General features: G+C 74.5%; 18 protein-coding genes and 3 pseudogenes. 15 read left to right on the top strand and 6 right to left on the bottom strand.

What is annotated here, in order from left to right; genetic code table 11:
- Positions 1 to 300 precede the first annotated feature (300 nt).
- On the bottom strand, positions 301 to 1,290 hold the full coding sequence (locus ACBR40_RS26380; RefSeq protein WP_371250471.1) for a BtrH N-terminal domain-containing protein: 990 nt from the start codon (positions 1,288 to 1,290) through the stop codon (positions 301 to 303).
- Between the two features lie 81 nt (positions 1,291 to 1,371).
- Here ACBR40_RS26380 and ACBR40_RS26375 point away from each other — a divergent pair, with 81 nt between their 5' ends.
- The gene (locus ACBR40_RS26375; protein ID WP_371250470.1) at positions 1,372 to 2,295 is read left to right on the top strand and encodes an NADP-dependent oxidoreductase; all 924 of its coding nucleotides are present in this window, start codon (positions 1,372 to 1,374) and stop codon (positions 2,293 to 2,295) included.
- 62 nt (positions 2,296 to 2,357) lie between these two features.
- Here ACBR40_RS26375 and secD read toward each other — a convergent pair whose 3' ends face one another.
- Both secD and ACBR40_RS26365 read right to left on the bottom strand, forming a co-directional pair.
- Complete coding sequence (secD, locus tag ACBR40_RS26370; protein WP_371250469.1) at positions 2,358 to 4,625, bottom strand: protein translocase subunit SecD; 2,268 nt, start codon at positions 4,623 to 4,625, stop codon at positions 2,358 to 2,360.
- Between the two features lie 40 nt (positions 4,626 to 4,665).
- The gene (locus ACBR40_RS26365) at positions 4,666 to 5,046 is read right to left on the bottom strand and encodes a hypothetical protein (protein ID WP_371250468.1); all 381 of its coding nucleotides are present in this window, start codon (positions 5,044 to 5,046) and stop codon (positions 4,666 to 4,668) included.
- A gap of 139 nt (positions 5,047 to 5,185) precedes the next feature.
- Here ACBR40_RS26365 and ACBR40_RS26360 point away from each other — a divergent pair, with 139 nt between their 5' ends.
- The 5 genes from ACBR40_RS26360 (at position 5,186) to ACBR40_RS26340 (ending at position 9,984) form a co-directional block, all read left to right on the top strand.
- The gene (locus tag ACBR40_RS26360) at positions 5,186 to 5,569 is read left to right on the top strand and encodes a hypothetical protein (protein ID WP_344219502.1); all 384 of its coding nucleotides are present in this window, start codon (positions 5,186 to 5,188) and stop codon (positions 5,567 to 5,569) included.
- Positions 5,570 to 5,837: 268 nt separating this feature from the next.
- Positions 5,838 to 6,590 (top strand): rod shape-determining protein, encoded by a 753-nt coding sequence (locus ACBR40_RS26355; protein ID WP_344219504.1) that lies wholly within the window; start codon positions 5,838 to 5,840, stop codon positions 6,588 to 6,590.
- Between the two features lie 39 nt (positions 6,591 to 6,629).
- Positions 6,630 to 6,974 carry a TraR/DksA C4-type zinc finger protein gene (locus tag ACBR40_RS26350; RefSeq protein ID WP_344219506.1) on the top strand — a complete coding sequence of 115 codons (345 nt, stop codon included), beginning with the start codon at positions 6,630 to 6,632 and terminating at the stop codon, positions 6,972 to 6,974.
- Positions 6,975 to 7,014: 40 nt separating this feature from the next.
- Entirely contained in the window at positions 7,015 to 8,610 is a 1,596-nt protein-coding gene (locus tag ACBR40_RS26345) for a PucR family transcriptional regulator (protein WP_371250467.1), read from the top strand.
- A gap of 129 nt (positions 8,611 to 8,739) precedes the next feature.
- Entirely contained in the window at positions 8,740 to 9,984 is a 1,245-nt protein-coding gene (locus ACBR40_RS26340; protein WP_344219510.1) for an FAD-dependent oxidoreductase, read from the top strand.
- Positions 9,985 to 9,994: 10 nt separating this feature from the next.
- Here the strand turns inward: ACBR40_RS26340 and ACBR40_RS26335 are convergent, their stop codons facing one another.
- Positions 9,995 to 10,657: a response regulator transcription factor gene (locus ACBR40_RS26335; RefSeq protein WP_344219512.1), complete on the bottom strand. Its 663-nt coding sequence runs from the start codon at positions 10,655 to 10,657 to the stop codon at positions 9,995 to 9,997.
- A 4-nt stretch (positions 10,658 to 10,661) separates the two neighbouring features.
- The gene (locus tag ACBR40_RS26330) at positions 10,662 to 11,711 is read right to left on the bottom strand and encodes a histidine kinase (protein WP_371250466.1); all 1,050 of its coding nucleotides are present in this window, start codon (positions 11,709 to 11,711) and stop codon (positions 10,662 to 10,664) included.
- A gap of 204 nt (positions 11,712 to 11,915) precedes the next feature.
- Between ACBR40_RS26330 and ACBR40_RS26325 the strand changes: the two genes are divergently transcribed.
- A complete protein-coding gene (locus ACBR40_RS26325; RefSeq protein WP_371250465.1) occupies positions 11,916 to 12,191 on the top strand; it encodes a hypothetical protein in 276 nt (91 codons plus the stop codon).
- Positions 12,192 to 12,421: 230 nt separating this feature from the next.
- Positions 12,422 to 13,660, top strand: a pseudogene (locus ACBR40_RS26320) (proton-conducting transporter membrane subunit); the annotation flags it as partial.
- Between the two features lie 324 nt (positions 13,661 to 13,984).
- Here ACBR40_RS26320 and ACBR40_RS26315 read toward each other — a convergent pair.
- Positions 13,985 to 14,050, bottom strand: a pseudogene (locus ACBR40_RS26315) (hypothetical protein); the annotation flags it as partial.
- A 249-nt stretch (positions 14,051 to 14,299) separates the two neighbouring features.
- On the opposite strand from ACBR40_RS26315, the gene mbhE reads away from it, so the two are divergent.
- The 7 genes and pseudogenes from mbhE to ACBR40_RS26280 all read left to right on the top strand — a co-directional run bounded on the left by mbhE (position 14,300) and on the right by ACBR40_RS26280 (position 20,715).
- The gene (gene mbhE, locus ACBR40_RS26310) at positions 14,300 to 15,433 is read left to right on the top strand and encodes a hydrogen gas-evolving membrane-bound hydrogenase subunit E (protein WP_371250625.1); all 1,134 of its coding nucleotides are present in this window, start codon (positions 14,300 to 14,302) and stop codon (positions 15,431 to 15,433) included.
- Positions 15,430 to 15,786 (top strand): annotated as a pseudogene (locus ACBR40_RS26305) (Na(+)/H(+) antiporter subunit C); the annotation flags it as partial. The gene mbhE and the pseudogene ACBR40_RS26305, both read left to right, overlap by 4 nt.
- An 83-nt stretch (positions 15,787 to 15,869) precedes the next feature.
- Positions 15,870 to 17,384, top strand: a complete 1,515-nt coding sequence (locus ACBR40_RS26300; protein ID WP_371250464.1) for a Na+/H+ antiporter subunit D — start codon at positions 15,870 to 15,872, stop codon at positions 17,382 to 17,384.
- Positions 17,381 to 17,977, top strand: a complete 597-nt coding sequence (locus tag ACBR40_RS26295) for a Na+/H+ antiporter subunit E (RefSeq protein ID WP_371250463.1) — start codon at positions 17,381 to 17,383, stop codon at positions 17,975 to 17,977. Before ACBR40_RS26300 ends, ACBR40_RS26295 begins: the two co-directional genes overlap by 4 nt.
- Positions 17,974 to 18,243 (top strand): monovalent cation/H+ antiporter complex subunit F, encoded by a 270-nt coding sequence (locus ACBR40_RS26290; protein ID WP_364457291.1) that lies wholly within the window; start codon positions 17,974 to 17,976, stop codon positions 18,241 to 18,243. Before ACBR40_RS26295 ends, ACBR40_RS26290 begins: the two co-directional genes overlap by 4 nt.
- A complete protein-coding gene (gene mnhG / locus ACBR40_RS26285) occupies positions 18,233 to 18,604 on the top strand; it encodes a monovalent cation/H(+) antiporter subunit G (protein WP_371250462.1) in 372 nt (123 codons plus the stop codon). Before ACBR40_RS26290 ends, mnhG begins: the two co-directional genes overlap by 11 nt.
- 53 nt (positions 18,605 to 18,657) lie before the next feature.
- Entirely contained in the window at positions 18,658 to 20,715 is a 2,058-nt protein-coding gene (locus ACBR40_RS26280) for a SpoIIE family protein phosphatase (RefSeq protein WP_371250461.1), read from the top strand.

The following is a 20,715-nucleotide window of genomic DNA, read 5'->3' as shown; positions in this document are numbered from 1 at the left end:
GTGGCGCATCGCCCTTGTGGATCGCCTGATCCGCTTGGATGGCCTCGGTCCGGCTTGCCGCGCAGGTCACAGACATGTCCGAAGTCGCGGGAACCCGGGCACGACCCTGCGCGACCCGGCCCTGCTCACACAGCCGCAGCACCCTCAGGCCGCGGCGGCGCCGCCCCGGCCGGCCAGGGCGTCGCGTGCGCCGGGAAGGCCGGAAGCGACGGTACCGCGCGTCATGTCCGCCTTCGGCAGGCCGCCGGTGCTGGTGGCGCCGCCGGTACTGCTGCTGGGACGCACGGGCGGGCCACGGCCTCAGCGGCCGGCCTGTGACAGTGCCGTCATGGCGTCGTGTTCGATGCGGGCGAGGTCGCGCAGGAGCGCGGCGGCCTGGTCCAGCGGGCCGGTGTCGCCGCTCTCCCCCGCCTTGGTGATCAGCGCGGCCACGTCCGTCCACAGGCCCGCAGCGGAGGCGTACAGGTCGTGCCCGGTGCGGAGGCGGGCGTCGCCGGTCAGCAGGACGCACTCGCCCAGGAAGTCGCGGTAGAGGGCGCGGAACAGCGCCCCGCCGGTGCCGGCCCCCTCCATGAGCAGGGCGGCGCGCGGAAGGTCCTGTCGCGGGTCGGCGGCGCGCCGCAGCCAGCCGGGCACCCGCTCGGCCGTCTTGGCGATGCCGCGGTGGCCCAGGTTCGCGATGGGGGCGGCGAGGAAGGCGTCCGCGCACTGCCTGACGGCGGGGAGGATCTGGTCCTGCCAGCGCGGGGGACGCGCGGGCAGGGCGAGGGTGAAGGAGCGGTTCCTCGCGGTCATCGGGCCGCGTTCGGCCCGCGCCCGCGCCAGGCTCTCCCTGCCGGTACGCACCGCGCCCCCCTGCTGCCCGGTGTCCACCAGGAAGGCGTCGTGCTCGTCGTAGCCGTACATGGCGACGACGTGGCCGCCGAAGTGCACCTTCGTCCGGAAGTAGTCCAGGTGGTAGGAGTCGAGCTGGAGGCCGACCGGCCGGCCCGCGTCGACGACGGCCGCCGCGTTCTCCCACGCCTTGCGCGGCGAGGCCGTCTCCTTGACCTCCAGCGCCAGCCCCAGCCTGGCGGCCAGGTTTCTGGTGAGTTCGAAGGGTTTCACCCGCCCCGCTAGGAACGGGAACGGCATCCCCTTGCCGTCCCAGTAGAGGAAGGATAGGCCGGAGCCGAGCCCGAACAGCATCGGCTCGCTCAGGTCGAGCCCTTCGTGCCGCAGCAACACCCCGAGCGTCGTCGTCTCGCAGTGGTGCGTGCCACGGGCTTCGATGTCCTGCAAGATGGTCATGTCTCTCCTTGGCGCTCAGCGGTAGCTTGGGGTCTCCCACGGGGGGAGAGTCCAACCGCGCCGCCCGGAGGAGGAGGACCCATGCGGGCCGTCACCGTACGAGATCGATCGGCCGGTCCTGCGGGGCTCCGCCTCACGGAGGAGCCCTTCCCGCACGCCGCCGAGAACGACGTCATCGTACGCGTGCACGCCGCCGGCTTCACCCGCGGCGAGCTCGACTGGCCGGCGACATGGCAGGACCGGGCGGGCCGCGACCGCACGCCGAGCGTGCCGGGGCACGACGTGTCCGGCGTCGTGGCCGAGCTGGGTTACGGCACGACGGGGCTGACGGTCGGCCAGCGCGTGTTCGGGCTGACCGACTGGGCGCGCAACGGGTCGCTGGCGGAGTACGTCGCCGTGGAGGCCCGCAATCTCGCGCCGCTGCCGGCGGACGTCGAGCACACCGTGGCCGCCGCGCTGCCGGTGTCGGGGCTGACCGCGTGGCAGGGGTTGTTCGAGCACGCGCGCCTGGCCGCGGGCCAGACAGTCGTCGTCCACGGCGCCGCGGGCGCGGTCGGCTGCCTCGCGGTGCAGCTCGCGCGCGAGGCGGGCGCGCGGGTGGTCGGCACCGGCAGGGCCGGCGACGGTGATCTCGTCCGCAAGCTCGGGGCGCACGCCTTCGTCGATCTGGACGGCGGCTCCCTGGAGGAGGCCGGTCCTGCCGACGTGGTGTTCGACGTGATCGGCGGCGACGTGCTGGACCGCTCGGCCGCGCTGGTCCGTCCCGGCGGCACGCTCGTCACGATCGCCCGCCCGCCCACGGTCCGGCCGGAGGACGGCCGGGCGATCTTCTTCGTCGTCGAACCCGACCGGGCGCGGCTCGCGGACCTGGCCCGGCGGGTCCGGGACGGGCGGCTCAGCCCGGTCGTCGGAGCCGTACGCCCTCTGGAGGAGGCGCCCGACGCCTTCGCGCCCGGTCGGCGCGTCCACGGCAGGACGATCATCCGGGTCGTGGAGGGCTGGTAGCCACTCCCCTGTAAGGGGAAGCCGCGCCGTCACGGACGGCGCGGCTTCGTGCTGCGTGGCTGTTACAGGACGGCGCCCGTGCCCTCGCGCCGGCGGGTGCGCGGCGCGGGCGGCTGGGGCGGGGGCTGCTTGCTGAAGCGCTCGAACTCGATCGCGAGCGGCCCGGCCACCAGGGACGACGACGCCGTGCCGACCACGATGCCCACGATGAGCGCGATGGCGAAGTCCCGCAGCGTGTCGCCGCCGAAGAAGGCCAGCGCGGCGAGGATGAACAGCGCGCCGAGCCCGGTGTTGACGGTCCGCGGCACGGTCTGCAGGATCGCCGTGTTGACGATGCCGGCGAAGCGGCCCTGCCGCTTGCCCTGCCACAGCTCGCGGACCCGGTCGAAGACCACCACCTTGTCGTTGATCGAGTATCCGATGATGGTCAGCATGGCCGCCAGGAAGACCCCGTCGATGGGCTTGCCGAGCCAGGCGAACAGGCCGAGCACGGCGAGGGTGTCCACGACGAGGGCCAGCACCGCGGCGGCGCCGAACGTCCAGCGGAACCTGAAGGCCAGGTACACGAGCTGGGCCGCGAGCGCCACGGCGAGCGCGATGAACGCGTTGCGGCGCAGCTCCTCGCCCAGGCTGGGGCCGATGAGCTCGTCGCGTTGCTTGGTCACCTCGCCGAAGCGGGACTCCAGCGCCTGCTCGATCGCGACGACGTCGTCCGCGCTGACCTGGCCGGCCCGGATCGACACGGCGTCGTCGGAGACGGTGACGCTCGCTCCCGGGTGCCCGGCCCCGGCCACGGCCTGCCGCGCCGCGTCGGCGTCCACCGCCTGGGTGGTGGTGAACTCGACCATCCGGCCGCCGGTGAACTCGATGCCGAAGTTGAGCCCGTGCGCGACGAGCCCGGCCACGGCGGCGGCGACCAGGAGCGCGGCCCCCGCCAGCCAGCGCCGCCCGGCCCCCATGAGGTACGGGTTGCGGCGCGTGATCCACGTCCTGACCCGGCCCTGCGTGGTCAGCCCGGACAGCCGGGCCAGCCGCGGCCCGGACCGGGCGACGAGCAGGTGGGTCAGGACGCGGGTGATGAGCATGGCCGAGGCGAGCGAGGCGAGGACGCCGACGGCCAGCGTGACGCCGAAGCCGCGCACCGGTCCGGAGGCCAGCCAGAACAGCAGCCCGGCGGCCAGCAGCGTGGTGATGTTGGAGTCGGCGATGGCGCTCCATGCGCCCTTGAAGCCCCGGTCGAGGGCGTGCCGCAGGCCCCGGCGCGGCGCGCGGGCGTACTCCTCGCGGGCCCGTTCGAAGACGAGCACGTTGGCGTCGACCGCCATGCCGATCGCCAGGACGAACCCGGCCAGTCCCGGCAGCGTGAGCGTCGCCCCCAGGGCGAGCAGGGCGGCGTAGGACAGCAGCCCGTAGGCGGCCAGCGCGATCGTCGCCATCAGCCCCGACAGCCGGTACATGACGGCGATGAACAGCGCGGTGAGCAGCACGCCGGCGATGCCCGCCTTGGCGCTGGCCTCGATGGCCTCGGCGCCGAGGGTGGGGCCGACGGTCCGCTGCTCGATCAGGGTGAGCGGGACGGGCAGGGAGCCGCCCTTGATCAGCACGGCCAGGTCGGTGGCCTCCTGGAAGGTGAAGGAGCCGGTGATCTGGGTGCTCCCGCCCGGGATGCCGACCCGGCAGGCGAGGCCGGTGTCCACCTGCGGCGAGGAGATGATCTCGTTGTCCAGGACGATGGCGACGCGTCGCCGGGGGTCGCCGGGGGCGTGGCAGGCGGCGTCGCCGGTCAGCTTCTGCCAGGCGTCGGCGTCGCGGAAGTCGACGTTCACGGACCAGGCCGGTCCCTGCTGCGGGTCGTTGCGGGCTTCGGCGTCGGTGACGCCGTCGCCGGTGATCACGGCGGGGCCGAGCCGCAGACGCTGCCCCGACTCGTCGGGCAGGGCCGGTCCGGACTCGCCGGTGTGCGGGGCGGGCTCGCCGGCCTCACCGGACACGGAGTGGAAGGCGAGCTGGGCGGTCTTGCCGATGACGGCGGCGGCCTGGCGCGGGTCGAGCACGCCGGGCAGTTCGACGATGATGCGCCGCTCGCCGGAGCGCAGCAGGGTCGGGTCGACCACGCCGAGCGCGTCGGCACGCCGGCGCAGCACGTCGAGGGCGCGGTCGGTGGACTCGCCGTCGGCCTTGACCGTGGGCGAGTCCTGGGTCTCGAAGACGAGCTGGGTGCCGCCGCGCAGGTCGAGGCCGAGGCGTGGCGAGTTCATCACCGTGAGTAGTGATGCGGTGACGACGAGAACGAGCGCCGCCACCGCGCGCCAAACGGGCGCGCGTGACATGAAAGCCTCCACGGGCTGTCGAAAAAAGGGAAAAAGGACGTCAGCGCGTCGTGGAGGGCGGCGCCCGTGCCGGAGCGAGGCGACCGGCCGGCCGTGGCTCCGGGGCGGGCGCGTCGGCGGGGCCGGCCATGGGCAGCGCCCGCGGGCCGGGCTGCCCGCCGGTGGGCAGCACGGCCAGCCACAGCGGCAGCACGGCCGCCGCGCCGCGCAGCGGGTGCGGGCGCAGCAGGGCGGGCACGCCCCGGGCCTGGTGCGGCCCGAGCAGCACCAGGTCCTGGTTGTCATGGGCGGCGGGGCTGCCCCACCACCACCCGGCGGAGGCCACGGCGGTCGCCGCGGACGCGGGCGGGTGGATGCCGGGCCCGGGGCCGAGGAGGAAGGCCGACAACAGGAGCAGGACGGCGGACAGTCTGCTGCGCACGTCTCCTCCTGTCCGGGCATGAAGGGGTAAGGGTAATGAGTGGGTAAGGGGTAATGCGTGGGTATTGCGGGCCACGCTACCCGCAAGCCGCCGGGACGGGAAATGTCATTTTCCTGTGGCGTGGGCTATGGTCGGGCCTGTGAGGGGACCGTGGAGAGCATCGCGAGGGTCCATCGCGCCGACCGGCGTGATGGCCCTGGTCGTGCTGTCCTTGGTCGCCCTGTCGCTGCTGCCCTCGGGCGTCCTCGGCTGGGCGGGCGGCTCGTCCGCCGCGCAGGCGGCCGCCGCTCCCGTGTGGAGCGTGGGCGGCCTCGACGCCGACCCCGAGGGCCTGCCCCCGCAGGGCAACAACGTGTGCGAGCACCACGTGCTGTCGCTGTGGCCGCCGCTGCGCGGCGCGAGCCAGGACACGCTCGCCCATCTGGCGCTGTCGCCGTCGCCGGGCTCCGACGCGGACGCCTTCCGCGATCCGCAGCAGCTCGCGCACCGCACCGCGGGCTCGCGCAGCCCGCCGGCCGTCTAGCCGACGTCTTCCCCGACGGGCTCCACGGCCACGTACGCCGCGGAGCCTGACCGCGCGTCCACACATCCGCCCGTCGCGTCCGTCCCCGTGCCTGTGCCCACCCGGTGAAGGCGGCGGGTGCCGTCGCGCGTGCCTGTGAGGCGTTCTCCGACCGTCCGTCCCCAGGGCGGCCGGCCCCTGTGCCGGACCGCCGTTCTCCACCGACTTCGCCCAGGAGCGGATCATCGTCATGCCTGTTGTCAGTTCAGCGCCCGCCGGAATGAGCGCGGTGCGGCGTTTCCTGGCGCTCGATCTCGGCACCGCGCGCACCCGGTCACTGGCCGTGGGCGGGCACGCCATCGCCGACCGGGCGTCGGCGGTCATGGGGCGGCCGTCCGGTTCCGGCTCGCCGGACGTGGTACGGCCGCTCCGGCACGGCATGGTGGCCGATCCCGGCGCGTGCCTGCGGCTGGTCCGCCTGGTGGTGCAGGACACCCGGCTCTACGACGGCCGGCCGCCGGCGCGGGTGCTGGCCGGGGTGCCGCTCGCGGCGTCGCCGAGCGACCGCCGGGCGGTGCGGGTCGCGGTGTCCGAGGCCGCCGGCTGCGAGGTGACGCTGGTGGAGGAGCCGCTGGCGGCCGCCGTCGGCGCCGGCCTGGACGTGCTCGACCCACGGCCGTGCCTGGTGCTGGACGTCGGGGCGGGCATCGTCGAGGTCGTGGCCATCAGCGAGGGCGTCGTCGTGGACGCGGCCGCCCTGCAGCTCAGCGCCACGACCGGGCTGGGGCTGGCGGCGTACGCGCTGGAGGGCGTCGTCGACATGACGGCGGGCCTGGTGCGCAGGCTGCCGGCCGTACGCGCCCGCGGCCTGCTGGTCACCGGCGGCGGCGCGCGCGAGGACCTGCTGCTGCGCCGCCTGCGCGGCACGTTGCGGCTGCCGGTCGAGGTGGCCGCGCAGCCGCAGTACGCCACCGTCCGCGGCCTGATGCGGCTGTGCCTGCAGCCGGACCTGGCGGCGGGCCTCGCCTCCGCCGCCCACTGATCTCCAACGACGAACACGTCATCGAAGAAAGGACCCACCATGATCGAGAACGTGCTCCCGGGGGCCCACCTCAGCACCGTGCAGCTCCAGTCGCTCCGCGAGGACCTGCAGGAGCAGCTCGAACAGCGCAGCCGGCAGCTCGACGCGCTGCGCGAGCAGGAGCGCGACGGCAGCGGCGCCGACGGCACCTGGCAGGAGCTGCTCGCCTCCATCACCGCCGCCGAGCGGGCCGTCGCCGAGCTGTCGCAGGCCTACGACCGGCTCGCGGACGGCACCTACGGCCGCTGCGCCCACTGCGAGCGGGGCATCCCGTTCGAGCGGCTCAAGGTCCGCCCGCTGGCCCGCACCTGCATCGACTGCCAGCGCAGGCACGAGGCCGCGTGACCTTCGGGAGCGCGGCCCCTTCCACCCATCGGAGGTGATCATGATCACGCTGGACCGCCTGGTCAACGTGCTCGGCGGGTACGGGGTCCGGCTCTGCGGCCGCCCCGAGGCCCGTTCGGCCGTGCTGCGCAGCGTCGCCATGCCGGACGCCACGGACCGGCACGTCACCGGCGACCTGCTGCTGGCCGTCGGCGCGTCCTCGCCCGCGGAGGCGGTGCGGTGGGCGGCGGCGGCGCAGGCCACGGCGGTCCTCGTACGTCCTCCCGAGGGCGGCGGCGCCGAGCAGGACGCCGCCGCGCTCGGGGACCGGCACGGCGTGGCGGTCCTGCTGGCCGACCCCGCCGTGTCGTGGAGCCAGCTCGCCGGCGTGGTGTACGGGCTGGTCCTGGAGAGCAGGGAGACCGCCTCGGGGCGGGGCCCGACGGACCTGTTCGCCCTCGCCGACAGCCTCGCCGACGTCATCGGCGGGGCGGTCACCATCGAGGACCGGCACTCGCGGGTCCTCGCCTACTCCCGCAGCCAGCAGGCGGGCGACCCCGCCCGGCTGGCGACCATACTCGGCCGGCGCGTGCCGGAGCGGCTGCGCGAGCGGTTGCAGCGGCGCGGGGTGTTCGCCCGGCTGGCGGCGACGGACGAGCCGGTGTTCGTCGCGGCCGACGACGAGCAGGGCCTGACCGGGCGCATGGCGGTCGCCGTGCGGGCCGGGCGCGAGCTGCTCGGCTCGGTGTGGGTGAGCTGCGCGGCCCCGCTGACCGGCGAGCGGCTGCGCGCCCTCGCCGACGGCGCGCGCGTGGTGGCGCTGCACCTGCTGCGCTCGCGCGCCAGCGCCGACCTGGAGCGGCAGGTGGAGTCCGACCTGGTCGGCCGGCTGCTGGAGGGCGGCGCCGACGCGGCGACGTCGGCCAGCAGGCTCGGCCTGGCGCCGCGCGCCATGCGGGTGGTCGCCGTGCGCGCGTTCACCCCCGACGACCGTCACGCCGCGCTGCTGCTCGCCTTCGAGCAGGCCACGACCGGTTTCGGCTGGTCCAGGCCGGGCCGCAGCGCGCTGCTCGGCGACACGCTCTACACGCTCCTGCCCGGCGAGGAGGCAGAGACGGCCCGGCAGTGGGTCAGGGACCTGCAGGCGGAGTTGCCCGCGCCGGTCCGCGTCGCGGCCGGGATCGGTGCGCCCGCCGAGGTCACGGACCTGCCCGCGGGCCGCCAGGAGGCCGACGAGTGCCTGGCGCTGCACGAGGGCGCGGGGGCGGGCGGTGGGCTGGGTGCCGGGCTGGGCTCCGGCCCGGGTGCCGGCCTGGGTTCCGTGCCGCCCGCCTACGACGAGTCCTGGGACGAGATCCTGCTGCTGCGGCTGCGCGCCGCCGCGCGCGGCGGGCGGACCCCGGCGCGCGGCCCGGTGAGCACCCTGCGCCGGCACGACACGCTGCACGGCACGCGGTTCGTCGCCACGCTGCGGGCCTGGCTGGAGAGCCAGGGCGACCTCGCCTGGACCGCCGAGCGCCTCGACGTGCATCCGAACACCGTACGCAACCGGCTGCGCAAGATGAACGAGCTCACCCCGCTGGACCTGGACGACCCCCGCCAGCGCCTGGCCATGACCATCATGCTGGCCGCGTCCGGCGACGACGACCGGCCCTGAGACGCCCCCTTCCGTTGTGCGCGCGCCACAACGGGAGCGCCGAAATTGTCGTCCGGCCACAACGCCGCAGGTCGCCGCAGGGGCCATCCTGGCTGGGACAGCGAGAGTCGTTCTACGTCGGAGGGTGGCATGGTCGGCAACTGGCCGCGTTCGGTGATCGTGGTGGGCGCGGGCATCGTGGGCCTGTCCACCGCGTGGTTCCTGCAGGAGCGCGGTGTCCAGGTCGACGTGGTCGACCGCGGCGGCCTGGCGGCCGGCGCGTCCTGGGGCAACGCGGGCTGGATCGCGCCGGGCCTGGCCATCCCGCTGAACGAGCCGGCCGTGGTGCGCTACGGCCTGCGCTCGCTGCTCGACCCGGCCGCGCCGCTGCACGTGCCCGCGACCCTCGACCCTGGGCTGTGGACGTTCCTGACCCGCTTCGCGGCCAACAGCCGCTGGCGGTCGTGGACCCGCGCGGCCCGCGCCAACCTGCCGCTCAACGACGAGTGCGTGGAGGCGTACGAGGTGCTGGCCGGCAGCGGCGTGTCCGCGCCCGTGGTCGCGGCGCCGATCACCGCCGCGTTCCGCACCCGCGCCGAGGCCGAGGGCCTGCTGCGCGAGCTGCGCAGGCTGGAGGCCATCGGGCAGCGCGTCGAGCACGCCGTGCTGGACGGCGAGCGGCTGGCCGAGCAGGTCCCGCTCGCCGGCGAGGCGCTGACCACCGGGGTGCGGATCGACGGGCAGCGCTACGTGGACCCGGGCGCGTTCGTGCACGCCCTGGGCCGGGCCGTGATGCGGCGCGGCGCGACCGTGTACGCCGTCGAGGTCGACGACGTGCGCACCGACGGCAGGAAGGCGATCGTCAGCTCGGCCAAGGGCACGGTGCTGTCCGCCGACGCGGTGGTGCTGGCCACCGGCGCGTGGCTGCCCCGCCTGGCCGGCAAGTGGGGCGTGCGCGTCCCGCTGCGCGCGGGCCGCGGCTACTCCTTCACCGTGCCGGTCGAGCGTCCCGTCCACGGGCCGGTCTACCTGCCCGGCGTGCGCGTGGCGTGCACGCCGTACCAGGGCGGGCTGCGGGTGGCGGGCACCATGGAGTTCCGTGACCCGGACGCGCCGCAGGTGCCGGCCCGGCTGGAGGCCCTCATCGCCTCCGTACGGCCGCTGCTGCGGGGCGTGCGCCTCGACGAGCGCAGCGACACGTGGGTGGGGCCGCGCCCGGTCACCGCCGACGGCCGGCCGCTGGTCGGCGCGACGACGGCCCCCACCGTGTACGTGGCGGGCGGCCACGGCATGTGGGGCATGGCGCACGGCCCGATCACCGGGCGGCTGCTGGCCGAGCAGATCACCACGGGCAAGCAGCCCGGGGCGCTGGCCGAGTTCGACCCCCTCCGCTGACCGGCAGGGGTCAGGGCTCGACCAGGCCCGCCCTGATGGCGTGCCTGGTCAGCTCCAGCCGGTCGCGCAGGCCGAGCTTGGCCAGGATGTTCGCCCGGTGCCGTTCGACGGTCTTGACGCTGATGACCAGGATGCCGGCGATGTCCTTGGAGGAGTGGCCCTCGGCGATGAGCTTGACGATCTCCTCCTCGCGCGGGGTGAGCACGGTGTCGGGCACCGGCTCGCCCTGCCGGTGCCGCTGGAGGTAGTCGCGGATGAGCGCGGTGATCGCCCCCGGGTAGACGAACGGCTCGCCGCGCATGGCCGCGCGGCACGCCTCCAGCAGGTCGCGGTCGGCCACCGACTTGAGCACGTAGCCGCTGGCGCCGGCCTTCAGCGACTCGAAGAAGTACTGCTCGTTGTCGTACATCGAGAGCATCAGCAGCCGGACGCCGGGCGCGCGGCGGGAGATCTCGCGGGCGGCCTGGATGCCGGTCATGCGCGGCATCGCGATGTCGAGGATGGCCAGGTCGATCGGGACCTGGCCGCGGGTGGCCAGCTCGACGGCCTCGGCGCCGTCGCCCGCCTCCGCGACGACGGTCAGGTCGGGCTCGGCGTCCAGGATGAGCCGCAGCCCGTGGCGTACGAGGGCGTGGTCGTCGGCGAGCAGGATCCGGGTCGGCTGCGCTTGCATGCACTCACTCTCGCGAATCGGCGGCTTCGGGGACGGGGATGGGCACCGTGAGGCGTATGCGGGTGCCCCGCGTGGGCGCGCTCTCGATGGCGAGGTCGGCGCCGATGAGCATGGCCCGCTCGCGCATCCCGCGGATGCCGGCGCCCTCGCGGATCGGGCCGCCCACGCCGTCGTCGGTGATGCGCAGCACGACGGCCCCGTCCTCGGCGCGCAGCGACAGCTCCACGTGGGTGGCGCGGGCGTGCCGGGCGATGTTGGTCAGGCACTCCTGGGCGATGCGGTAGATGACGAGCTCGGTGTCGCCGCTCACCTGCGGCAGCCGCGAGTCCAGCAGCCGGGTCACCGTCGCGCCGCTCAGCGCGGAGAAGTCGGTGGCCAGGGAGTTCATGGCGCTGATGAGCCCCAGGTCCTCCAGCGGGCCGGGCCGCAGCCGGCGGGCGACCCGCCTGACCTCGTCCAGGCTGGAGCGGACCGTCTCCTGCGCCGCGCGCAGCTCGTCGCACAGCTCCGCGGGCGCGCGGTCCACGACGCGCTTCAGGGTGAGCAGGACCGCGGTGAGGCTCTGCCCGATCTCGTCGTGCAGCTCCCGCGCGATGCGCTGGCGCTCGCCCTCCTGGGCGGCGAGGGCGTGGGCGGCGCTGGAGCTGCGCTCGGCCTCCAGCCGGTCCAGCATGGCGTTGAAGGTGTCGATCAGGTTGCCGAGGTCGCCGTTGCCGCTGGAGGCGATGCGGTCGCTGGAGCGCACCAGGTCGACCCGCTCCATGAGGACGGTCAGCGCGCCGAGCGGGGCCAGGCTGGTGCGCAGCACCAGCGCGTTGGCGGTGAGCATCGCCGCGAGGCCGACGGCGAGGATCGGCAGCTCGTTCAGCAGGACCGGCGAGGACACCGTGGCCGGCGACAGCGCCAGCGCGGTCAGCCCGGTGGCGAAGACGAGCCCATTGAACAGGAACAGGCGCCGGAACAGCGCCGACGCCGGCGAACGCGGCGCACGCGGCGGCGTCCCCCGGCGCGTCTCCCGGTGTGCCTCCTGGTTTCCGCTGGTCGGCGAGCTCATGTCTCCAGCCTCACCGACGCCGCCGGGATCTGTCCAACCAGCGGCCGCTTCCGTGGCCAGCTACATGGTGGCCACCCCCGGAAATGGGTGTTGGACCCGATGGTGCCGCCGACGGCCCGCGACGACACTGGAAGCAGGGCGGATCCGCCCACGCACGCTGCCGAGGCGGCCGCACGACCATGCGACGAAAGGAGCTGTTCAACCGTGCACATCACGCACGCTACCGTCCCGGGCATCGGAACCGTCCACCACCTCGACACCCGGGAGGGCGACCGCCTCGCCGTCATCGTCTCCCGAACCGGGCAACACTCCCTGGTCCTGTACGACCGAGCCGATCCCGACACTCCGGCCCACACCGTGGATCTCGACCAGCAGGAGGCCGACCAGCTCGCCGACCTGCTGCACAGCCGCCCGCTCACGGACCGGCTGAGCGAGATCGAGCGGCGCCTGGCCTCCCTCGTCCCCGAGGCCCGCTCGTAAGCCGGCAACACGTCATCTGAGGATCGGAGACCGAGGATCTACCCCGAGCGACGCCTTCCTGCCCGGATTCCGCCGCCCGCCATCGCCGCACCCGCCACCGCCGCACCCGCCACCGCAGCACCCGCCACCGCCGCACCCGCCACCGCAGCACCCGCCACCGCCACCACTGCCGCACCCGCCGCCGCCCTCTCGTCCGCCGGAACGCCTTTCGCCGCCCTGACGGAGCCCCCATGAGCGCACCGCACCTGCTGCTGGGCGCGCCGGGAGCGCTCCTGCTCGTCGCCGCGCACGCGCTCGCCGCCGTGGCCGCGCCCCTCGCGGTCCGCCGGCTCGGCCGGCGGGCCCTCTACCTGCTGGCGGCGGTCCCCGCCGCGTCGCTGGCGTGGGCGCTGGCCAACACCGGCCCGATCCTCGCCGGCCGCGCCGTCGCCGGAGCTTATCCGTGGGTGCCGGGGCTCGGCCTCGAACTCGCCGTCCAGGTGGGCGCGCTCGGCTGGCTGATGATCGTGCTCGTCGGCGGGGTCGGCGCGCTGGTCCTCGCCTACAGCGCCCGCTACTTCGCCGCCGGGGACGACCGGCTCGGGCGCTTCGCCGCGCTGTTCGTCGCGTTCGCCGGCGCCATGCTCGGGCTGGTCGTCAGCGACAACCTGCTCGTGCTGTACGTGTTCTGGGAGCTGACCACCGTCCTTTCGTACCTGCTGATCGGCCATGACGCGGCCCGGCGGGCGAGCCGGGCGGCCGCGACGCAGGCCCTGCTCGTCACCACGCTCGGCGGGCTGGCGATGCTGGCCGGTTTCGTCATGCTCGGGCAGCACGCCGGGACCTACCGGTGGTCGCAGCTCGCCGGGGCGCTGCCGGACGGCGCCTATCTGACGGTGGCGCTGCTGCTCGTCCTGCTCGGCGCGCTCAGCAAGTCGGCGATCTTCCCCTTCAGCTTCTGGCTGCCCGCCGCCATGGCCGCGCCCACCCCGGTGAGCGCCTACCTGCACGCGGCGGCGATGGTGAAGGCCGGGGTGTTCCTGACCGCGCTGATGACGCCCGCGTTCGGCGAGGAGACGGCGTGGCGGGCGGTGCTGCTGGTCGCCGGCACGCTCACCATGCTCGTCGGCGGGTGGACGGCGTTGCGGCAGCACGACGCGAAGCTGCTGCTCGCCCACGGGACGGTCAGCCAGCTCGGGCTGCTCATGGCGGTGTTCGGGGCGGGGAGCCGCGACGCGGCGCTCGCGGGCACGGCGATGCTGCTGGCGCACGCGCTGTTCAAGGCCACGCTCTTCCTCGTCGTCGGCGTCGTGGACCGCTCGACCGGCACCAGGGACCTGCGCGAGCTGAGCGGCCTCGGCCGGCGTGCGCCGTGGCTGGCGGCGGTCGCCGTCCTCGCGGGGGCGTCGATGGCGGGGCTGCCGCCGACGGCCGGGTTCGTCGCCAAGGAGGCGATCTTCGAGGCGCTGCTGCACGGCTCGGCGGTGGAGCGGGTCGTGCTCGGCGGACTGGTGCTCGGCTCGGCGCTCACCGTGGCGTACACGCTGCGGCTGCTCCGGGGCGTCTTCGCCACCAAGCCGGCGGTGACGCCCGCCCGGCCGCGCCGGATCGGGTGGGCCTTCGCGGGGCCGGCGGCGGTGCTGGCCGTGGCCGGGCTCGCGGTGGGCGGGTTCGCGCCGGCGGTGGACCGGATGCTGGCGGTGTACGCCGACACCGTGTACGCCGGCGCTGTGTACGCCGGCGCCGCACAGGCCGGCGCCGTCGGCGATGGGCAGGCTGACGCCGCGCAGATCGGCGCCGCGCAGGCCGGCACAGCGCAGATCGGCGCCGCGCAGGCTGACGCCGTGCAGATCGCTGCGGCGCAGAGCGGGGACGGGCACGCGATCGTGGTGCCGTACCAGCTCGCGCTGTGGCACGGGTTCACGCCCGCGCTGGGGCTGAGCGCGCTGGCGCTCGCCGTGGGCGCCGGGCTGTTCCTGCTCGCCGCCCGCTTGCCCGGCGGGGTGCGGTCCACCGGCGCCCGGGCCTACGACCGGGTGCTGACCTGGGTGGGCCGGCTCGCGGTGGAGCTGACCGGGGCCACCCAGCGCGGCTCGCTGCCGTTCTCCCTCGGCGTCATCCTGCTCGTCATGGTCGCGCTGCCCGGCGGGGTGATGCTGGCCGGGCGGCCGTGGTCGGCGGAGGGCCGCGCCTGGGACACGCCCGCGCAGGCGGTCGTCGCCGCCGGGGTGATCGTCGCGGCGGTCATCGCCGTCCGCGCGTCGCGCCGGCTCACCGCCATGATCCTGGTCGGGGTGACCGGTTACGGCACCGCCGTGCTGTTCGTCCTGCACGGCGCGCCCGACCTGGCGCTGACGCAGTTCCTGGTGGAGACCGTCACCATCGCGATGTTCGTGCTCGTGCTGCGCCGCCTGCCGCCCAGGTTCTCCCGGCGGCCCAGCCGGCGCGGGCGCGCCGCGATCGGCGTGGCCGTGGGCGTGGTCGCCGCCGGCATGGCGTACGCCGCCACGAGCGCCCGGCAGGCGGAGCCGATCTCGTCGGGGTTCGCCGACCTGGCGGTGTCCTACGGCGGGGGCGACAACGTCGTGAACGTCATCCTCGTCGACATCAGGGCCTGGGACACCATGGGCGAGATCGCGGTGCTCGTGGCGGCCGCGACCGGCGTGGCCAGCCTGATCTTCCGTGGCAGCGCGGCGCTGCGCCGGCGTACGGGCAGCCCGGGGCCGGCGTCCAGGACGCCGGTCGCGGGACGGTGGCTCGCCACCGCGCCGCGCCCGGCGACCGAGGGCACCTCGATCATCCTGCAGGTGGTCACCCGGCTGCTGTTCCACGTCATCGTGCTGCTCTCGGTCTACCTGCTCTTCTCCGGCCACAACGCCCCGGGCGGCGGGTTCGCCGCCGGGCTGGTCTGCGGGCTCGCCCTGACCGTGCGCTACCTGGCCGGCGGCCGGGCGGAGCTGAACGCGGCCGCGCCCGTCGACGCGGGCGCCGTGCTCGGCGCGGGCCTGTTCGTCTCGGTCGGCACGGGCGCGGCGGCGATGCTGCTGGGCGGGGACGTGCTGCAGAGCGCGACGCTGGACCTGAGCCTGCCGGTGCTGGGCGAGGTCCACCTCGTCACGTCGGTCTTCTTCGACATCGGCGTGTACCTCATCGTCGTCGCCCTGGTGCTGGACATCCTGCGCAGCCTCGGCGCCCCGATCGGGGCCGACGACATCTCCATGGACGACTCCTCAGTGAAGACGATGAAGGAGGAACCGGTGTGACCCCGAACCTCACCTACGTGGTCACCATCGGCGTGCTGTTCGCCGCCGGGGTGACCCTGCTGCTGGAGCGCAGCCTCACCCGGATCCTGCTGGGGGTGATCCTGCTCGGCAACGGCGTGAACCTGCTGATCCTCACGGGCGGCCAGGCCGGCACGGCGCCCATCGCCGGCCTCGCCGGGCAGGAGGGGATGAGCGATCCGCTGCCGCAGGCGATGGTCCTCACCGCCATCGTCATCACGCTCGGCATGACCGCGTTCCTGCTCGCGATGGCCTCGCGCACCTGGCTGCTCACCGGGCACGACGAGGTGCAGGACGACGTCGAGGACCGCCGGATCGTGCGGCTCGCCGAGCAGGACGCGGACCTTCCCGACGGCATCGGCAGCCTCAACAGCGTCAACGGCGGCGATCCGCGGCGCGGCCACGTGACGGAGCCGCCATGACGACCGCCCTCGTCCCCCTGCCGGTGGTGATGCCGCTGCTCGGCGCGGCGCTGACGCTGATGCTGGCCCGGCGCCCGAACGCGCAGCGGGCCGTCAGCCTCACCGTGCTCGGCGCGGGCCTGCTCGTCGCCGCCGCCCTGCTGGTCCTCACCTCGCTCCACGGCCCGCTCGTCGTGGAGGTGGGCGGCTGGACGGCGCCGCTCGGCATCGTCCTGGTCGCCGACCGGTTCGCCGCGCTCATGCTGGTCGTCTCGGCGGCCGTCACCCTCGCCGTGCTGGTGTACTCCATCGGCCAGGGGCTGGCCGACGGCGACGAGGAGACGCCGCTGTCGGTGTACCACCCGACGTATCTGGTGCTCACCGCGGGCGTCACCACCGCGTTCCTGTCCGGTGACCTGTTCAATCTCTATGTCGGTTTCGAGATCCTGCTGGTGTCCAGCTACGTGCTGCTCACCCTCGGCGGCACGGAGAACCGCATCCGGGCCGGCACGACGTACGTCGTGGTCAGCCTGCTCTCCTCGATCATCTTCCTGACCGCCATCGGGCTCGTCTACGCGGCCACCGGCACGCTCAACCTCGCGCAGCTCGCCGGGCGGCTCGACGTGCTGCCGGACAACCTGCGGCTGATGCTGCAGGGCATGCTGCTGCTCGCGTTCGGCGTCAAGGCGGCGATCTTCCCGCTGTCGGCGTGGCTGCCGGACAGCTATCCCACCGCTCCTGCCCCGGTGACCGCGGTCTTCGCCGGTCTGCTGACCAAGGTCGGTGTGTACGCGATCATCCGTACCGAGACGCTGTTGTTCCCCGGCGGGCGGACGGGCGGCCTGCTGCTGGCGGCGGCGCTGCTGACGATGCTGGTCGGCATCCTCGGCGCGATCGCGCAGTCCGACATCAAGCGCCTGCTGTCGTTCACGCTGGTCAGCCACATCGGTTACATGTTGTTCGGGGTCGGGCTCACCACCGTGCTCGGCCTGGCCGCGGCGATCTTCTACGTGGTGCACCACATCCTGATCCAGACGACGTTGTTCCTCGCCGTCGGCCTGGTCGAGCGGCGCGGCGGCAGCACCGTGCTGGACCGGCTCGGCGGGCTCGCGCGTGTCTCGCCGCTGCTCGGGGTGCTGTTCCTCGTCCCCGCGCTCAACCTGGCCGGCATCCCGCCGTTCTCCGGGTTCCTCGGCAAGACCGGGCTGCTGCAGGCCGGGGCCGCGCAGAGGCACCCGATGGCCTGGGCGCTGGTGGCGGGCGGGCTGCTGACGAGCCTGCTCACCCTCTACGCCGTCGCCCGGGTGTGGAACCTGGCCTTCTGGCGCGCCCCGCGCACTGATGAGGACGGGCGGAGCTCCGTCGTGACGCTTCCCGCGCTGATGGTCACCTCCACGGCCGCGCTGGTGGTGCTCGGCGTGGGGCTCACCGCGGTCGCCGGGCCGCTGTTCGACCTCAGCGGCGCGATCGCCGGCGACCTGCTGGAGCGGGTCCCGTACGTGCGGGGCGTCTACCCGGGCGGCGCGCCATGAGCCCCGCGCCGCTGAGCCGGCGCGACCGGCTGCGCAACCGGGCCGTCGCCGTCGCCGTGCTGGTCACCGTGTGGTGCCTGCTGTGGGGCTCGTTCACCTGGGCGAACGTCCTCGGCGGCCTGGCCGTCGCGGCCGTCGTCCTCGCCGTGTTCCCGCTGCCGCCGGTGACGTTCTCCGGGCGCGTCTCCCTGCCGGGGGTGCTCCGTTTCGTCCTGCGGTTCCTCCTCGACCTGGTCGTCTCCAGCGTGCAGGTGGCGGCGCTGGCGTTCCGGGTGGGGCACCGGCCGAGCAGCGCGGTCATCGCCGTGCCGCTGAAGGTGCGCTCGGACCTCAACCTCACGTTCACGTCCGTGGCCCTGTGCCTGGTGCCCGGCAGCATCGTCATCGACGTCGACCGGGCCACCGGCACGCTGTACGTGCACGTCCTCGGCGTCCGCGACCGCGCGGAGGTCGAACGGTTCCGCCGGAGCATCTGGCGGCTGGAGGAACGCATCATCGCCGCGGTCGGGTCCGCGGCCGAGAGGCGGCTCGTCGCCGCGCCCGACCCCGTCAGCCCGCAGTCGTCCGCCGACAAGAAAGGCACCCGCGTATGACCGTCGTCGCCGTCATGGCCACCGTCCTGCTCGCCTGCGCCGGGGTGCTCGCCCTGGCGCGGATCGTCCGCGGCCCGTCCGTGCTCGACCGGATCGTGGCCACCGACGTGCTGCTGGCGGTCATCGTCGCGGCCGTCGCCACCGCCGCCGCGGCCGGGCGCGACGCGACGACGCTGCCCGTGCTCCTCGTGCTGTCCATCCTGGGCTTCACCGGCTCGGTGAGCGTGGCCCGCTTCGCCGTGAGGAGCCGCCGCGATGAGTCCTGACAGCCTGCTCGACACGGCGCTCGACACGGTGCTCGACACGGCCGCCGTGGTGTGTCTCACCGGGGGCGCGCTGCTGTGCCTCGCGGCCGGGGTCGCCCTGGTCCGCTTCCCCGACCTGCTGTCGCGCATGCACGCGGCCACCAAGCCGCAGGTGCTCGGCCTGCTGCTGGTGCTGCTCGGGTGCGGGCTGCGGCTGCGTACGGGCGTGGACGTGACGACGCTGGTGCTCATCGGCGCGTTCCAGCTCGCGACCGCCCCCGTGGCCGCGCACATGGTGGGCCGGGCGGCGCTCAGGGAGCGGCGGCCTGACCCGGAGCTGCTGGTGACGGACGAGCTGCCCCCGCGCGAGGACCCATCCTGACCTGCGTCTTCGCCGCGTCCCCGGGTAGGTGAATCCGTCGGGGGGAGGTGGTCATGGGCGCCGTCGACGAGCGCGAGGACAGCGGGCTGGGGTTCGAGATGCTGGACCCGGCGCCGGTCGGCGTGGCGGTGACGCGCGGCCCGGAACACCGGCTGGTCTACACGAACGCCCGCTACCGGTCGCTGTTCGGCGGGCCCGGCGGCGCGGCCGAGATGGAGGACGTGTTCGCCGACTTCATGCGCCGCTACTACCGCCCGCAGTTCGACGAGGTCTACCGCACGGGCGAGCCCATCGTGGCCACGGCCGAGCCGGAGCTGCCGATGGTCAGGCGTCCCGGCTCCGAGCAGCGGTACTTCACCTCCAGCCTGTCGCGGATCGTCTTCGGCCCCGGCGACCACGGCGTGCTGGTGGTGGTGCTGGAGGTGACGGACCAGGTCGCCGCCGACCGCGAGATGGCGCTCCTCGCCGAGCAGCGCCGCCGCGTCCTGCGCCGGTACGAGAGCCTGATGCGCATCAGCGCGGAGGTCTTCTGGGTGACCGACAGCGACGGCAAAGTGAGCGAGCGGAGCCCGAGCTGGGAGCGGCTGAGCGGCCAGACGTGGGAGGAGTACCGCGGCGACGGCTGGCTGCGGACGATCCACCCGGACGACCGGCCGGACATGGAGCGGTCCTGGAGCGAGGCGGTCGCCTCCTCCAGCGCTCTGTGGGAGCACGTCTACCGGCTGCGCATGCCGAGCGGCGGCTACCGGCACTTCCAGATCCGCGCCGTGCCCGTCCGCGAGGACGGTGAGGTCGTGGAATGGGTGGGGTCGAGCACCGACATCGAGGAGCAGTGGAACGAGCAGCGGCGCAAACGCCTGCGGGACCGCGCGGCGGCGGCCACGGTCCGGCTGCGGAGCCTGCAGGAGATGCTGGGGGCGCTGGCCGAGGTGATCGTGCGGGAGATCGCCGACGGGTGCGGCGTCTACCTCGTCACCGACCTCACCGACCAGCGGCACGGCGGCGCGCCGTTCGTCGTCGAGCGGATGGCCACGGCCGCGCGTCCCGGCCTGGTGCGGCTGCCGCCGTACAGCGAGGAGCGGCTAGGCGGGGGCAACGCGTTCGTGACGGCGGTGCGCCGGCGGCGGCCCCTGCTGAGGGCCTTCCCCGCCGGAGCGCCGCCGCCCGACGTGGTGCCCGGGGGCACGCTGCCGTGGCTGGTCGCGAACGACGCCAACAGCGTGCTGATCCTCCCGGTCGTGGTGGACGGGACGGTGCCCGCCGTGGTCGCCGTCGTGATGTGCGGTGACCGGCCGCCGGTGAGCCCGGACGACATCTCGCTGCTGCTGAGCATGTTCGACCATGCCCATGACGCGCTGAGCCGGGCGATCCGGTTCCAGCGGGCGCAGCAGGTGGCGCTGGCGCTGCAGTACAGCCTGCTCGCCGAGCCGCCGCACGCGGACGACCTGCGCATCGTCGCCCGCTACCGGGCGAGCCCGAGCGCGGCGGAGGTGGGCGGCGACTGGTACGACTCCTTCCTCCTGCCCGACGGCGTCCCGGTGGTGGCGATCGGCGACGTGGCCGGGCACGACCTGAGCGCCGCCGTCTCGATGAGCCAGATCCGCAACATGCTGCGGGCGCTCGCCATGGACCGCTGCGAGCCGCCGGGCGAGATACTGTCCCGGCTCAACCTCGCGATGGACTCGCTGGTCGGCGAGGTGATGGCGACCTGCGTGTACGCCCGCGTCGAGCCTTCGGGCGACGCCTACCGGCTGCACTACGCGGTGGCCGGGCACCCGCCGCCGCTGCTGGTCACGCGCGACGGCGAGGGCCGCTTCCTGGAGGGGGGCCTCAGCCCGCTGCTCGGCTTCCCCCACGGGGAGCCGAGGCCGTCGCAGGTGGAGCCGCTGCCGCCGGGGAGCACGCTCCTGCTCTACACCGACGGCCTGGTCGAGCGGTCGGGCGAGCACCTGGACCGGGGCCTGGAACGGCTCAGGTCGGCCGCCGCGTGCGTCGCGGAGCAGCCGCCGGACAAGTTCTGCGACCATCTGCTGAGCGCGTTGCCGACGACCGGGCTCGACGACATCGCCGTCATCGCCGTGCGGACGCCGCACCCGGACGTCCGGCAGTGA

The organism is Nonomuraea sp. AD125B (assembly GCF_041402765.1).
GTDB classification, from domain to species: Bacteria; Actinomycetota; Actinomycetes; order Streptosporangiales; family Streptosporangiaceae; genus Nonomuraea; species Nonomuraea bangladeshensis.
This window is presented reverse-complemented; position numbering and strand designations above follow the sequence as displayed.